General features: G+C 70.0%; 14 protein-coding genes. 13 read left to right on the top strand and 1 reads right to left on the bottom strand.

The window, feature by feature from the left end; all coding sequences use genetic code 11:
* Position 1: 1 nt before the first annotated feature.
* The gene (locus ABTW64_RS10430; protein ID WP_350622074.1) at positions 2–217 is read right to left on the bottom strand and encodes a KTSC domain-containing protein; all 216 of its coding nucleotides are present in this window, start codon (positions 215–217) and stop codon (positions 2–4) included.
* A gap of 139 nt (positions 218–356) precedes the next feature.
* Here ABTW64_RS10430 and ABTW64_RS10425 point away from each other — a divergent pair, with 139 nt between their 5' ends.
* The 13 genes from ABTW64_RS10425 (at position 357) to chvE (ending at position 15,115) form a co-directional block, all read left to right on the top strand.
* Positions 357–959, top strand: coding sequence for a YdeI/OmpD-associated family protein (locus ABTW64_RS10425; RefSeq protein ID WP_350622072.1), 603 nt, complete (start codon positions 357–359; stop codon positions 957–959).
* Positions 960–1,044: 85 nt separating this feature from the next.
* Positions 1,045–2,085: a LacI family DNA-binding transcriptional regulator gene (locus ABTW64_RS10420; protein ID WP_350622070.1), complete on the top strand. Its 1,041-nt coding sequence runs from the start codon at positions 1,045–1,047 to the stop codon at positions 2,083–2,085.
* Between the two features lie 136 nt (positions 2,086–2,221).
* Positions 2,222–3,853 (top strand): FGGY-family carbohydrate kinase, encoded by a 1,632-nt coding sequence (locus ABTW64_RS10415; RefSeq protein ID WP_350622068.1) that lies wholly within the window; start codon positions 2,222–2,224, stop codon positions 3,851–3,853.
* Between the two features lie 44 nt (positions 3,854–3,897).
* Positions 3,898–4,593 carry an L-ribulose-5-phosphate 4-epimerase gene (locus tag ABTW64_RS10410; protein WP_350622066.1) on the top strand — a complete coding sequence of 232 codons (696 nt, stop codon included), beginning with the start codon at positions 3,898–3,900 and terminating at the stop codon, positions 4,591–4,593.
* A gap of 27 nt (positions 4,594–4,620) precedes the next feature.
* Entirely contained in the window at positions 4,621–6,132 is a 1,512-nt protein-coding gene (gene araA / locus ABTW64_RS10405; protein WP_350622064.1) for an L-arabinose isomerase, read from the top strand.
* 215 nt (positions 6,133–6,347) lie between these two features.
* Positions 6,348–7,532, top strand: coding sequence for an acetyl-CoA C-acetyltransferase (locus ABTW64_RS10400; protein WP_350622062.1), 1,185 nt, complete (start codon positions 6,348–6,350; stop codon positions 7,530–7,532).
* A gap of 98 nt (positions 7,533–7,630) precedes the next feature.
* Positions 7,631–8,635, top strand: a complete 1,005-nt coding sequence (locus ABTW64_RS10395; RefSeq protein ID WP_350622060.1) for a LacI family DNA-binding transcriptional regulator — start codon at positions 7,631–7,633, stop codon at positions 8,633–8,635.
* Between the two features lie 113 nt (positions 8,636–8,748).
* Entirely contained in the window at positions 8,749–9,093 is a 345-nt protein-coding gene (locus ABTW64_RS10390; RefSeq protein WP_350622058.1) for a carbohydrate ABC transporter permease, read from the top strand.
* Positions 9,009–9,647 (top strand): carbohydrate ABC transporter permease, encoded by a 639-nt coding sequence (locus tag ABTW64_RS10385; protein ID WP_350622056.1) that lies wholly within the window; start codon positions 9,009–9,011, stop codon positions 9,645–9,647. Before ABTW64_RS10390 ends, ABTW64_RS10385 begins: the two co-directional genes overlap by 85 nt.
* Entirely contained in the window at positions 9,644–10,531 is an 888-nt protein-coding gene (locus tag ABTW64_RS10380) for a carbohydrate ABC transporter permease (protein WP_350622054.1), read from the top strand. The genes ABTW64_RS10385 and ABTW64_RS10380 overlap by 4 nt, the downstream gene beginning before the upstream one ends.
* 82 nt (positions 10,532–10,613) lie before the next feature.
* Positions 10,614–11,942, top strand: coding sequence for an ABC transporter substrate-binding protein (locus tag ABTW64_RS10375; RefSeq protein ID WP_350622052.1), 1,329 nt, complete (start codon positions 10,614–10,616; stop codon positions 11,940–11,942).
* A 245-nt stretch (positions 11,943–12,187) separates the two neighbouring features.
* Positions 12,188–13,699, top strand: a complete 1,512-nt coding sequence (gene arfA, locus ABTW64_RS10370) for an arabinosylfuranosidase ArfA (protein ID WP_350622050.1) — start codon at positions 12,188–12,190, stop codon at positions 13,697–13,699.
* A gap of 264 nt (positions 13,700–13,963) precedes the next feature.
* Positions 13,964–15,115 (top strand): multiple monosaccharide ABC transporter substrate-binding protein, encoded by a 1,152-nt coding sequence (gene chvE / locus ABTW64_RS10365; protein ID WP_350622048.1) that lies wholly within the window; start codon positions 13,964–13,966, stop codon positions 15,113–15,115.
* Positions 15,116–15,187: the final 72 nt, after the last annotated feature.

Below are 15,187 nucleotides of genomic sequence, written 5' to 3'. Positions count from 1 at the left end.
ATCACGAGCGCAGGAGCTCGGTGGGGTACACGTCGCGGATGCGCTCCGCGAAGAACCCGCCGGCGCTGCGTGCCGCCATCAGCGCACGATGGATCGACGGCGGCACCGCGTAGTAGCGGTACACCTCGCCCGTGGTGAACTCCAGCTCGAGCACGGCCGTTCCCGGGTCATAACCCGCCGTGGCGATCACGCTCGATTCCAGCGACACCCGTTTCATCCCGCACCTCCGTCGAGGTCGTCGTTCCCGATGGACGCTAGTCGCGGCCGGGCGGGGAAGCGCCCGGATTGACCGATCGCGACGCGTGGGTTAGCGCGCGCGGCGGGTCCGTGTCGGCGGCTGCTCGTAGGGTGAGCGCATGGCAGCAGGCTCACCGACGCAGGACGCCGCACCGGAGAGGCTCGTGGTGCCCGACGCGGCAGCGTGGCGCGCGTGGCTCGACGAGCACGAGGACTCCTCCGACGGCGTCTGGCTGGTGCTCGCCAAGAAGGGCACCACATCACCCACCTCGCTCACGTATGCGCAGGCGCTGGACGAGGCGCTGTGCAGCGGGTGGATCGACGGGCAGAAGCGCAGCCTGGATGCCCACGTCTTCCTCCAGCGGTTCACGCCGCGCAGGCGCGCGTCGCTGTGGTCGCAGCGCAACATCGGTCTCGTCGAGCGACTGTCGGCGGACGGGCGCATGCGCCCGCGCGGGCAGGCCGAGATCGACCGGGCGCAGGCGGACGGACGATGGGAGCGGGCCTACGCCGGACCCGCGACGGCGCGGATGCCGGACGACCTCGCCGCGGCGCTCGCCGCCTCCCCGGCGGCGGCGGAGGCGTTCCCCGGGCTGGACGCGCAGAACCGCTACGCCGTGCTGCACCGCGTCATGACAGCGCCGAGTGCCGCCAGCCGCGCGAACCGCATCGCCAAGCTCGTCGCGATGCTCGAGCGGGGCGAGCTGCCGTATCCGCGGTAGGCGGACGGATACGCTGGGATCCGCGACGTCGCGAAGCCCCCGTGGCGCTGGCGTCGAAGCCGCGCCGCCCACCGTCAGGAGCCCCATGCCCGCCACCCGCCCGCCGTCCATGGCGGACGTCGCCGCGCGAGCGGGCGTGTCGCACCAGACCGTCTCACGCGTGCTGAACGGCCATGCGTATGTTCGACCGGCGACGCGCGATCGCGTCATGCTGGCGATCGAGGAGCTCGGATACCGTCCCAACCAGGCGGCCCGCACCCTCGTGACGGCGCGCACGGCGACCGTTGGCATCCTGACCACCGGCACCACCCACTTCGGTCCGGCCAGCACGGTGCTGGCGATCGAGGCGGCGGCGCGCACCGAGGGATACTTCGTCTCGGTTGCCTCGCTCACCGGCTACGACCCTGAGACCGTCCGCTCGCTGACGGACCAGCTCATCAACCAGGGCGTCGACGGCGTGCTGGTCGTGGCGGCGCAGCAGGAGGTCATGCGCCTGATCGACGATCTCGCGCCCGGTGTGCCCGTGGTCGCCGTGGCAGCGCGCGGCGACATCCCGCCCGATTCGCGGATCCGGTATGTGCAGGTCGATCAGGCGCTGGGGGGCACGCTCGCGACCGAGCACCTGCTCGCACTGGGGCACACCCGCATCGTGCACGTCGCGGGACCGTCCGGCTGGTACGACGCCGACCAGCGCGCCGATGCGTACGTGGCGGCGATGACGGCGCGCGGTCTCGAGCCGCGCGTGATTCCCGCGGGCGGCTGGTCGGCGCGCGAGGGCTACGAGGTGGGGCGCGCGCTCGCTCCGGAGATCGCGTCCGGCACGGGGCCGACCGCGCTGTTCGCGGGCAACGACTATCAGACGATGGGGCTGCTGCGCGCCTTCTGGGAGCACGGCGTGCGCGTTCCCGACGACGTCGCGGTCGTGGGCTTCGACGACATCGACGGCAGCGGGTATCTCGTGCCCGCGCTGACAACGGTGCGCCAGCCGTTCGCGGCGCTCGGGGAAGCCGCGATGCACGCCCTGCTCGACCACTGGTCGGCGCCGGACGGCGGGGAGGGCGGCGTGGTCGGCGTGATCCCGCCCGAGCTCGTCGTACGCGAGAGCACCGCCGCTCCGCGCGCCTGAGACGCTCCGCGGCACGTCGAGATCCCCTCGTCCGCGGCGGTATGTGAGCGCTAACATATACTCGGACCGGGCCCGACGGCCCGAAGCCACGAAGACGGACGCGGGTGACGACGCCCGCCGGAAACGGAGCAGTGCGATGGTGCATCCCGACGCAGCGCAGGATGACGACCGCGCGGCGGTCGCCGCCGACATCGAGGCCGGACGCACGTCGCTCGGCATCGAGCTGGGGTCGACGCGCATCAAGGCATGCCTGATCGGGCTCGACGGCACCACCCTCGCCGCCGGTGGCCACGAGTGGGAGAACGAGCTCGTCGACGGGTTGTGGACCTATTCGCTTGACGCCGTGCGCGGCGGCCTGCGGGCGGCCTACGCCGAGCTGGCGGCCGACGCCGAGCGCCGCCACGGCGTGCGGCCGGCGACCGTCGGAGCCGTCGGCGTCTCGGCGATGATGCACGGCTACCTCGCGTTCGACAGCGCCGGTGAGCTGCTCGTGCCGTTCCGCACCTGGCGAAACGTCAACACGGAGCGCGCGGCGACCGAGCTGTCCGAGGCTCTCGGCTGCACCATCCCGCTGCGCTGGTCGGTCGCCCACGTGCTGCAGGCCGTGCTCGACGGCGAGCCGCACGTCGCGCGCATCGCGCACCTGAACACGCTGGCCGGCCACGTGCACGAGCTTCTGACGGGCCGACGGGTGCTGGGAGTGGGTGACGCGTCGGGGATGTTCCCCATCGACCCGGCCACGGGCGACTATGACGCCCATCTGCTGACGATCGCCGACGACCGCCTCCGCGCCGCGGGCGCCGAGCACCTCCGACTGGCTGAGCTGCTTCCCGCCGTGCTGCCCGCGGGCGCGGACGCCGGCCGGCTGACCCAAGAGGGCGCCGCGGTGCTCGATCCGTCGGGCACGCTCCGGGCCGGAGCCGCAGCGTGTCCGCCCGAGGGCGACGCGGGCACGGGGATGGTCGCGACGAACGCCGTCACCCCGCGCACCGGCAACGTCAGTGCCGGCACGAGCATCTTCGCGATGGTCGTGCTGGAGCGGGCGCTGTCTCGTCCCTATCCCGACATCGACATCGTCACGACCCCCGCGGGCGATCCCGTCGCGATGGTGCACTGCAACAACGGCGCGAGCGAGCTCGGCTCGTGGGCCGGTGTGTTCGGCGAGTTCGCGGCGGCTCTCGGGGCGACCGCGTCTCGGGACGACGTCTTCTCGGCTCTTCTCGCCGGCGCACTGACCGAGGGCGCGGACGAGGGGCTCTTCGCGTACAACCACCTGTCGGGCGAGCCGATCGCCGAGCTGCCCGAGGGGCGTCCGCTGTTCGTGCGCACCCCGGGCTCGCGACTCACCCTCGCCGGCTTCATGCGCGCGCAGGTGCGCGCGGTATTCGCCACCCTCGCGCTCGGCATGCGCACGCTGGAGGAGGAGGACGTCGCGATCGACGCGATGTACGCCCACGGCGGCGTCTTCCGTACCGCGGGCGTGGCCCAGCGCCTGCTCGCCGAAGCGATCGGCGCCCCCGTCGTGGTCGCCGAGACCGCCGGGGAGGGCGGCGCGTGGGGCATGGCGGTGCTCGGCGCGTACCGGATGGCCGCCGCGGCCGGAGACGAGCGGTCGCTCGCGACCTGGCTGGCCGGGGAGATGTTCGCCGGGGCCGAGGCCGTGACCGTCGCGCCGACCGCCGACGCGGTCGCGGGCTACGCGCGCTGGCTCGATGACTGGGCCGCGGGCCTGGCCGCCGAACGCGCCGCCGTCGACGCCCTCCGCTGATCCGCACCCGACCCGAAATCGCACCACCGACCCAGGAGATCCTGATGACCCGCGACATCCCGATCGAGATGCGCGCCGCCGTCGAGGCGGCCAAGGCGCGCGTCGCCGACCTGCACGCCGAGCTGCCCCGCTGGGAGCTCGTGGTGTGGACGGCCGGCAACGTGTCCGAGCGCGTGCCCGGCCAGGACGGGCATCCCGACCTGTTCGTGATCAAGCCGTCGGGCGTCTCGTACGACGATCTGGATGCCGCCGCGATCGTCGTGTGCGACCTCGACGGCAACCTGGTCGAGGGCACGCGGAACCCGTCGTCCGACACCGCGGCGCACGCATACGTGTACCGCCACATGGCACACGTCGGGGGAGTGGTGCACACCCACTCGACCTACGCCGCGGCATGGGCGGCGCGCGGCGAGGAGATCCCGTGCGTGCTCACCATGATGGCCGACGAGTTCGGCGGCCCGATCCCGGTGGGCCCGTTCGCGATCATCGGCGACGACTCGATCGGCCGCGGCATCGTCGAGACCCTGCGCGACCACCGCAGCCCCGCCGTCCTGATGCAGAACCACGGGCCGTTCACAATCGGCCGCGACGCGAAGTCGGCCGTCAAGGCGGCCGTTCTGCTCGAGGAGGTCGCCCGCACCGTGCACATCTCGCGCCAGCTGGGCGAGCCGCTGCCGATCCCGCAGGACGCGATCGACAGCCTCTACGACCGCTACCAGAACGTCTACGGCCAGCGCTGACGCGGGCCTCGCGAAAGGAACACATCGATGACGAAGCCCTATGCCGACCGCGAGATCTGGTTCTTCACCGGATCGCAGGATCTCTACGGCGAGGAGACGCTGCGACAGGTGGCCGAGCAGTCGCAGGAGGTGGCACGTGCGCTCGACGCGTCGGCCGACGTGCCCGCGACGATCGTCTGGAAGCCTGTGCTGAAGGACGCCGCCTCCATCCGCCGCGCGATGCTCGACGCCAACTCCGACGACCGTGTGCTCGGGGTCATCACGTGGATGCACACGTTCAGCCCGGCGAAGATGTGGATCGCAGGCCTCGATGCGCTGCGCAAGCCGCTGCTGCACCTGCACACGCAGGCCAACGTCGAGCTGCCGTGGGACAGCATCGACTTCGACTTCATGAACCTCAACCAGGCCGCGCACGGCGACCGCGAGTACGCGTACCTGGCCGCGCGCCTCGGCGTGGCCCGCACCACGGTCGTCGGCCACGTGTCGAACCCGGCCGTGCAGCGCCGAGTCGGAACCTGGATCCGCGGCGCCGCGGGCTGGGCCGCCACGCACGAGCTCACGCTCGTGCGCTTCGGCGACAACATGCGCAACGTGGCGGTGACCGAGGGCGACAAGACCGAGGCCGAGCTGCGCTTCGGCGTCTCGGTCAACACGTGGGGCGTGAACGACCTCGTGGCCGCGGTGGAGGCCGTCGAAGAGTCGGCGATCGACGCGCTCGTGGCCGAGTACGAGGACCTGTACGACGTGGTGCCCGAGCTGCGCAAGGGCGGCGACCGACACGAGTCGCTGCGCTATGCCGCGAGCCAGGAGATCGCGCTCGAGACCTTCCTCACCGAGGTGGGCGCCAAGGCGTTCACGACCAACTTCGAGGATCTCGGCGACCTGCGCCAGCTGCCCGGCATCGCCGTGCAGCGGCTGATGGCGAAGGGCTACGGCTTCGGCGCCGAGGGCGACTGGAAGACCGCCGTGCTGGTGCGCGCCGCGAAGGTCATGGGCGAGGGCCTGCCGGGCGGTGCGTCGCTCATGGAGGACTACACGTACGACCTGACGCCCGGCAGCGAGCTGATCCTCGGTGCGCACATGCTCGAGATCTGTCCGACCCTCACCACCGCTACGCCGCGCGTCGAGATCCACCCGCTGGGCATCGGCGGCAAGGAGGACCCGGTGCGCATGGTGTTCGACGCCGATGCGACCGAGGGTGCCGTGGTCGTCTCGCTCGCCGACATGCGCGACCGCTTCCGCCTCACGGCCAACGTGGTGGACGTCGTGACGCCGCCGGCGCCGTTGCCGCACCTGCCGGTCGCCCGCGCGGTGTGGCAGCCGCGCCCGTCGTTCGAGGTCTCGGCGGAGGCGTGGCTCACCGCGGGCGGCGCGCATCACACGGTGCTGTCGACGGCGGCGGGCGTCGAGGCGTTCGAGGTGTTCGCCGACATCGCGCGCTGCGAGCTGCTCGTGATCGACGAGCACACCACGCGCCGCGGCTTCCGCGACCAGGTGCGCTGGAACGCCGCGTACCACCGCCTGGCGCAGGGACTGTAGGCCGCGCGGCCCCGGCCGAGTGCACACCAAAGTGCGTGTGGACTCGCGCGCATCCGGGGCGCCCGGCCGAGTGCACACCAAAGTGCGTGTGTTCTCACGCGATCCACGAAGCGGGCTCCGGATGTCCGGGGCCTGCTTGGTCGTTGACAGCGGGCAGGATGGATGAGCCGTCCGGCCGCGTCCGGCCGCCGTCCCGCCGCAGAGGAGAGAACCGCATGACCGCATCCGACGTCGTCATCGTCGCCGCCGCCCGCACGCCCCAGGGCCGCCTCAAGGGCCAGCTGGCGCCGTTCTCGGCGCCCCAGCTCGGCGCCTTCGCGATTCGCGGCGCGCTTGAGCGCGGCGACATCGACCCGGCGCAGGTGGACGCGGTCATCCTGGGTCAGGTGCTCTCCGCCGGCTCGGGTCAGAACCCGGCCCGTCAGGCGGCCATCGGGGCGGGCCTCGCATGGGATGTGCCGGCGCACTCGGTCAACAAGGTGTGCCTGTCGGGCCTGACGGCCGTGATCGACGCGGCGCGGATGATCGCGGTCGGCGACGCGAAGGTCGTCGTCGCGGGCGGCATGGAGTCGATGACCCAGGCTCCGCACCTGCTGCCGGCATCGCGTGCGGGCTACTCCTACGGGTCGATCGAGGTGCTCGACCACATGGCGCACGACGGCCTCACCGACGCGTTCGACCGCGAGAGCATGGGCGCATCCACCGAGCGGCACAACGCCCGATTCGGGCTCACGCGCGCCCAGCAGGACGAGGTCGCGGCGATGTCGCACCGACGCGCGGCGGCGGCGAAGGCCCAGGGCGTGTTCGACGCCGAGATCGTTCCGGTGGAGGTGCCCCAGCGCAAGGGCGAGCCGGTCATGCTGACACGCGACGAGGGCGTGCGGCCGGACACGACGGTCGAGACGCTCGCCGGGCTGCGCCCGGCGTTCGCCGAGGGCGGCACGATCACGGCCGGCAATGCGTCGCAGATCTCCGACGGCGCGGCCGCGGTCGTGCTGACGACGCGGGCGCACGCGACCGAGCAGGGCTGGCCCGTGCTGGTCGCAGTCGGCGCCTCCGGGCAGACGGCAGGGCCCGACAACTCCCTCCAGGCCCAGCCCGCACAGGCCATCCGCCGCGCGTGCGACAAGCAGGGCATCGCGCCCGCCGACCTCGACCTGGTGGAGATCAACGAGGCGTTCGGTGCGGTGGTCGCCCAGTCGCAGGCCGAGCTCGGCCTCGACGCAGCCGTGGTCAACCCGCACGGCGGCGGCATCGCCCTCGGCCATCCGATCGGCGCCTCGGGCGCGCGTCTGGTGGTGCACGCCGTGCACGAGCTCGCGCGCCGGGGTGCGGGTACCGCGGCTGTCGCGCTGTGCGGCGGCGGCGGCCAGGGCGACGCTCTCATCCTCACCCGCTGAAGCGAGCGGACGTCGCCCCGGCCGACACGGGGCCGTCCGCGCGTGTGCTTAGAATGCGCTCAAGCTCCGCGACCGCGGCGCTGTGAAGGCGAGGACGCATGCCGGTGACGATGCGCGACGTCGCCACCCGGGCGGGAGTGTCGGTGAAGACGGTCTCGAATGTCGTCAACGGCTTCCCGCACATCCGTCCTGAGACGCGTTCGCGGGTCGAGGACGCCATCCGCGCCCTCGGATACCGCGTCAACGTCTCCGGCCGCAACCTGCGTCGCGGACGCACCGGCATGATCGGCCTCGGCATCCCCGAGCTGCGCAATCCGTACTTCGCCGAGCTCGCCGACTCCTGCATGCGCGCCGCCGAGCAGCGCGGGCTCGTGCTGCTCATCGAGCAGACGGGATACACGGGCGAGCACGAGCTCGAAGTGCTGCGCAGCACCCAGCGGCAGCAGACGGACGGGCTGCTGTTCTCGCCCATGACGATGGATCCCGACGACCTTGCGCCCTTCCAGGTCGACTATCCGCTGGTGCTGCTCGGAGAACGGGTCTTCCACGCCGGCGTGGACCACGTGACGATGGCCAATCGCGAGGCGGCACGAGCAGCGACGCGTCACCTCATCGAGCGCGGATGCCGCCGCATCGCGGTGATCGGCGCGCACGAGGGGGAGCGGATGGGATCTGCGGCGCTGCGGTATGCGGGATATCTCGACGCTCTCGCAGAGGCCGGACTGGAGCCCGATCCGAGCCTCGTCGGAGAGGCCGGCCGCTGGGTGCGCTCCACGGGGGCGGCGGCGATGAGCCGGCTGCTCGACGCCGGTACAGCCGTCGACGGCGTCTTTGCCATGAACGACGCTCTCGCTCTTGGAGCGCTGCACGTGCTGCGCGCGCGGGGCGTGCACGTGCCGCACGATGTCTGCGTCGTGGGATTCGACGACCTGGAGGAGGCGCGCTACGCCGAGCCGCCGCTCACATCGATCGCGCCGGGACGCGAGCAGATCGCGCGGGTCGCGGTCGATCTGCTGGTGCGTCGCATCGAGGGGGAGTCCGCGGTTCCGCAGACCGTCGTGGCCGACTTCGAGCTCGTCGCGCGCGAGTCGACCGCGCGCTGAGCGCCCCCGGCGCCGCGGGTGAGTCACCCGGCCGGGTACCGCTTGCGCGGCTATTTACATCGATGTAAAACAGGAGCGGTGACATCGTCGTCACCACGCACCGAGGAAACGCGATGAAGCGACTGCTGTACTCGAAGAAGGCCGCGCCCTACCTGTTCGTGCTGCCGTTCGTCATCACCCTGCTCGTGTTCTGGGCCGTGCCGATCGGGCGCTCGTTCGTCATGAGCTTCCAGGAGCTGCTCTACGGTCAGGCGAGCTTCATCGGGCTGCGCAACTACGAGCGGATGCTGGGCGACCGCGTCTTCTGGCAGGCAGTCGGCAACAGCTTCCGCTACATGTGCTCACGCTGGTCCTGCTCATTCCGATCCCGCTGGTGCTCGCCTCGATCATCAACTCCAAGATCGGAAGCGACCGCATCAAGAACCTGTTCAAGGCGTCGCTGTTCGTCCCCGCTCTGACGTCGATCGTCGTCGCCGGTCTGGTCTTCCGCCTCATGTTCTCGGAGAGCGAGACGGCCATGATCAACCAGGTGCTGCAGTTCGTCGGCATCGATCCCGTGCGGTGGCTGCGCGAGGACATCCCGGGACTGATCGTGCTGCTCGCGCTGGCGCTGTGGCGATGGACGGGCGTGAACACCATGTACTTCCTCGCCGGGATGCAATCGATCCCCCGCGAGTACTACGAGGCTGCGGCGCTCGACGGAGCGGGGCGCGTCCAGCAGTTCCTGCACATCACCGTGCCCAACCTCAAGCCGACGATCGTCTACGTGGTCACCATCAGCATCTACGGCGGCCTCGCGATGTTCACCGAGAGCTTCATGCTGTACGCCGGCAACCAGTCGCCGAACAACCAGGGCCTGACCATCGTCGGGTATCTGTACCGCCAGGGCATCCAGCAGAACGACATGGGCTTCGCATCGGCCGTGGGAGTCGTGCTGCTCGCCGTCGTGCTCGTCATCAACGTCACGCAGCTCACCCTCGCGGGAGCGTTCCGGAAGGAGGCGGCGCGGTGAGCGAGACGCGCGCGAACATCCCGGTGATCGATGGGCAGGCGCCGCCGCTTCCTCCGGCGCAGCGATGGGCGGGGCTCATCCAGTCGGCGTTCCTCGTCGTCATCGCGCTGGTCGCCCTGATCCCGATCATCGCGATCTTCCTCGGCACGTTCCAGGACGGCGGATCGCTCCTCCGCAGCGGCGTGAGCTTCGCGGTCGACGTGGCGTCGTTCGACCTCGACAGCTACCGCATCCTCTTCACGGAGTCGGGCGATTACTTTCTCTGGTTCTGGAACAGCCTGTGGCTGACGGCCGTGCAGGTCGTGCTGACGCTGCTGGTGAGCTCGTTCGTCTCGTACGGCCTCGCGATGTACGACTTCCGCGGCAAGCAGGCGGTCTTCATCGCTGTGCTGATCGTGATGACCGTGCCGTTCGAGATGATGATGCTGCCGCTGTACATGCAGGTCAACGACTTCGATCTGGCCGACACGTTCATCGTGATCTTCCTGCCGTTCCTCGCCCACGCCATGACGATCTTCTTCTTCCGGCAGTACTTCCTCGGCGTGCCCTACGAGCTGGTGGAGGCCGGCCGCGTCGACGGTGTGAGCGAGTTCGGCATCTTCTTCCGCCTCGTGCTGCCGATCGCCAAGCCGGCGATCGCGGCGATGGCCATCCTCAACGGCATGCTCTGCTGGAACAACTTCCTGTGGCCGCTGCTCGTGCTGCGCAGCTCCGACAAGTTCATCCTGCCGATCGGACTCAACGCGCTGCTGACGCCCCACGGCAACAACTATGACCTGCTGATCGTCGGCGCCTTCTTCTCGCTCGTTCCGATCCTGCTGCTCTTCCTGGCCTTCCAGCGCTACTTCATCGAGGGCATGACGGCCGGCGCGGTCAAGGGCTGAGCACCTTCGCTCTTGTCTTCCTCACGCCCAGTTCCCCTCCACGTCCGCTTTCCCTCACACAGCACGATCAAAGGAGATCATCATGAACGCACGAAGGATCATCCCCATGGCGGCGGTGCTCGCCCTCGCGGGCGGGGTACTGGCCGGATGCAGCGGCGGCGGAGGCGGAGACGAGGCCACCGTCAACGAGGACGGCTCGACCGTCGTCGACATGTGGGTGTTCGCCGAGGTGCATGCCGCGTACTACGAGGCGATGGCCGAGGCCTGGAACGAGGAGAACCCCGACAAGGCCATCGACCTGAAGATCACGGTCTACCCCTATGAGGAGATGCACAACAAGCTGCAGCTCGCCCTCAACGCCGGCAAGGGGCTTCCCGACGTCGTGGACATCGAGGTGAACAAGTTCGCCAACTTCGTGCGCGGCGAGAACCCGCCGCTCGTCGACCTCACGGAGGTGGCCGAGCCGTATGTCGCCGACATCGTGCAGGCGCGTCTCGACCTCTACTCGAAGGACGGGTCGATCTACGCGTTCCCCACCCACGTCGGCGCGTTCGTGTCGTTCTACAACACCGAGCTGCTCGAGAGCGCGGACATCGACTACACGACGATCAAGACCTGGGACGACTTCCAGGCCGCCGGCCAGAAGTACAACGAGGCGACCGGCAAGGCCTTCGGCATCGCCGAGACGGCCGTCACCTTCGTCGAGCCGCTCATCACGGCGCAGCTCGGCGGTCAGTGGCTGGACGCGGACGGCAACCCGCAGGTCGACAGCCCCGAGGCCGTCGAGACCATCTCGATGCTGCAGGAGATGCAGGAAGCCGGGGCCATCTCGACCATCCCCGGAGGCAGTCCGGACGACGAGCAGGCGTACGGCGCGATCAACAACGGAGACTTCGCCGCGGTCGTCTATCCGGCCTGGTACACGTCGCGTTTCGTGGACTACATGCCCGACCTGGCCGGGAAGGTCGCGATCGCCCCGGCACCGGCTCCGGCCGACGCCGCGGTGAAGACCATCGGCGGTGGCGGCACGGGCACGGCCGTGATCGGTGCGTCGCCCGTCGCCGAGTTCGCAGCTGACTGGCTCGCGTTCGCGAAGCTCTCGCCCGAGGCCAACGTCGCGGTCTGGAAGGAGCTCGGCTTCGACCCGGTGAACATGTCGGTGTGGGAGGACCAGGCCGTCACCCACGATCCCGAGAACAAGTTCAACAAGTACTTCCAGACCAACCTGTTCGACGTGCTGAACGAGGTCAAGGATGGCATCGGGCACTGGGAGTCGTTCTCGTCGCCGAACTGGCCGTCGGTAGACAACGTCTTCCGCACGGTGACGCTCAACGAGGCCTTCGAGAACAAGGTGCCCGCGCCGGAGCTCCTGAAGCAGGCGCAGGCCGACCTCGAGAACGAGCTCGGCTGAGCCGCCGAGCGCACACGAGTCGGGGCGACGCTCTCCTCCGCGTCGCCCCCCCCCCCCCCCCCCCCCCCCCCCCCCCCCCCCCCCCCCCCCACCAACACCCCCACCCACCCCCCCAAACAACACACCACAATAACCACTATTACCAACCACCCCCCTCTCCCCTACCCCCCCCCCCACCCGCGCGGGGCCCCCGCACCCCCCCGCGCCCCCCCGACCCTCCCGCCCCACCGAAAGGACATCTCGCCATGCTGACCGCTTCCGTCACGGTCGATCCCGCCTTCGTCGTCGGGCCGGTGCGCCCGCGCACCTTCGGCTCCTTCGTCGAGCATCTGGGTCGCTGTGTCTACACGGGCATCCACGACCCCGGCCACCCGACGGCGGATGCCGATGGCTTCCGCGGGGACGTGATCGAGCTGGCGCGAGAGCTGGGCGTCACCACCGTGCGCTATCCGGGCGGCAACTTCGTCTCGGGCTACCGCTGGGAGGACGGGGTGGGCCCGGTCGAGCAGCGCCCGCGCCGGCTCGACCTCGCCTGGCACTCGACCGAGCCGAACTGGGTCGGCGTCGACGAGTTCGTGCGCTGGTGCCGCAAAGCGGGCGTCGAGCCGATGATGGCGGTCAATCTCGGCACCCGCGGCGTGCAGGATGCGCTCGACCTGCTCGAGTACTGCAACGGCACGGCCGACACGCACTTCGCGAACCTCCGCCGGGCCAACGGGTCGGACGAGCCGCACGGCATCCGGATGTGGTGCCTCGGCAACGAGATGGACGGGCCGTGGCAGATCGGCCACAAGACGGCCGAGGAGTACGGTCGGCTGGCCGCCGAGACGGCGCGCGCGATGCGGATGGTGGATCCCGGCCTCGAGCTCGTGGCGTGCGGGTCGTCCTCCTCGGAGATGCCCACGTTCGGCGACTGGGAGCGCGTCGTGCTCGCAGAGTCGTACGAGCACGTCGACTACGTCTCGGCGCATGTCTACTACTACGAGGAGGACGGCGACCTCGCGTCCTTCCTGGCATCGGCCGTGAACATGGACCACTTCATCGAGTCGGTGGTGGCCACGGCCGACGCCGTGCGGGCGGCGGGCAAGCACGACAAGCGCATCGCGATCTCGTTCGACGAGTGGAACGTCTGGTACCAGAAGCGTGCGGAGTCGAAGGTGCCCGAGGGCGACGACTGGCCGGTCGCCCCCGTGCTGCTCGAGGACCGCTACAACGTCGCCGATGCGGTGGTGGTGGGCAACCTGCTGATCTCGCTGCTGCGTCACACCGACCGGGTGCACGCGGCGTCGCTCGCTCAACTGGTCAATGTGATCGCGCCGATCATGACCGAGCCGGGCGGTCGCTCATGGCGCCAGACGACCTTCCACCCGTTCGCCCTGACCGCGCGCCACGCGAAGGGAGAGGTGCTGCGGCTCGCTCTGTCTGCACCCGAGTACGACACCGCGAAGTACGGCCGGGTTCCCGCGCTCGACGCGGTCGTCACGCACGATGCGGCGTCCGGTGACGTGGTCGTCTTCGCGGTGAATCGATCGACCGGGGATGACCTCGAGCTCCGCACCGCGCTGCGGGGCCTGGGGCAGCTGCGGCTGGTGGAGGCCGTGAGCCTCTCGAATCCCGACCACACGTGGTCGGCGACCGCCGATGACGCCGCGTCGGTCCTGCCGCGTCCGAACGAGACCGCGACCGTGTCGGGGGAGCAGCTCACCGCGGTGCTGCCGCCGGTCTCCTGGTCGATGCTGCGTCTCGCTCGCGCCTGACCGCTGGATCTGGAACAGGTCGCCAGATAGATTCCGGCACGACCATTCTCGTCGCCAGCTCGTGGCTATGACCCGGATGTACCGTCCGTGTCACGGCGTGCTCGCTCCCGACGTCGCCTGCCCGCGACAGCGAACGCGGGACCATGCCCGACCGGGGTTAGAGTGCCTTTCGCGTGTGAACGTGCACATCACGTATGTGAGCGCTAACATGTACACACTGCCGGGTGCCCTGACCCGGTTCTCGAAGAAGAGAGAGGCACAGCAATGAAGCGGACTGCTCTGCGGTTCATCACCACGACGGGCGCGGTCGCCCTGGCCCTCGGTCTCGCGGGCTGCGCGGGCAACTCGGCTCCTGCCGGCGACGGCGGCGAGCCCGCCGCTGAGGACGTCACGGTCGGCGTCGCGATGCCCACCGAGACCTCGGAGCGCTGGATCGCCGACGGCAACTCGGTCAAGGACCAGCTGGAGGAGGCCGGTTACTCGGTCGACCTGCAGTACGCCAACGACGACATCCCCACCCAGCAGCAGCAGATCGAGCAGATGATCACGAAGGGCGCCGATATCCTGATCGTCGCCTCGATCGACGGCACGGCCCTCGCCAGCCAGCTCGAGTCGGCCGCCGACAAGGGCATCCCGGTCATCGCCTACGACCGCCTGATCAACGGCACCGAGGACGTCAACTTCTACGTCACGTTCGACAACTACACCGTCGGCGTGCAGCAGGCGCAGTCGCTGCTGCGCGGCCTCGGCTACCTCGACGAGAACTACGAGGACACCGGCCTGACCGACAAGAAGATCATCGAGCTGTTCGCCGGATCGCCCGACGACAACAACACGGGCTTCTTCTTCAACGGCGCCATGGACACCCTCAAGCCCTACCTCGAGGACGGCCGCCTGACGGTCGGCTCGGGCCAGACCTCGATGGACCAGGTCTCGACCCTGCGCTGGGACGGCGCCACCGCCCAGAAGCGCATGGAGGACCTGCTCACCTCGACGTACAACGGCGGCTCGGGTCAGCTCGACGGCGTGCTCGCGCCCTACGACGGCATCTCGCGCGGCATCATCACCGCGCTGCAGAACGCCGGCTACGGCAAGACCATCGAGGAGGGCCTGCCGGTGGTCACCGGCCAGGACGCCGAGATCGCGTCGGTGAAGTACATCAACGACGGCGTGCAGTTCGCGACGATCTTCAAGGACACGCGCAAGCTCGCCACCCAGGCCGTCGAGGCCGCCACGGCGTACGCCGAGGGCACCGAGCCCGAGGCCAACGACACCGAGACGTACGACAACGGCGTGAAGGTCGTGCCGTCGTACCTCCTGGAGTCGGACATCGTCGTGAAGGACAACATCACGTCGCTCCTCGTCGACTCGGGCTACTGGACCGAGGACGAGGTCGCGTCGGGCGTCGCGGAGTAATCCCGACTCTCGCAGGATGATGCCCGCCGGGTCGCGCGCACGCGCCGGCCCGGCGGGCACACCCCTGAGCGC

Source organism: Microbacterium sp. NPDC096154, assembly GCF_040302945.1.
GTDB lineage: Bacteria > Actinomycetota > Actinomycetes > Actinomycetales > Microbacteriaceae > Microbacterium.
The sequence above is the reverse complement of the archived record's forward strand: the minus strand, read 5'-3'. Positions and strand labels throughout refer to the sequence as shown.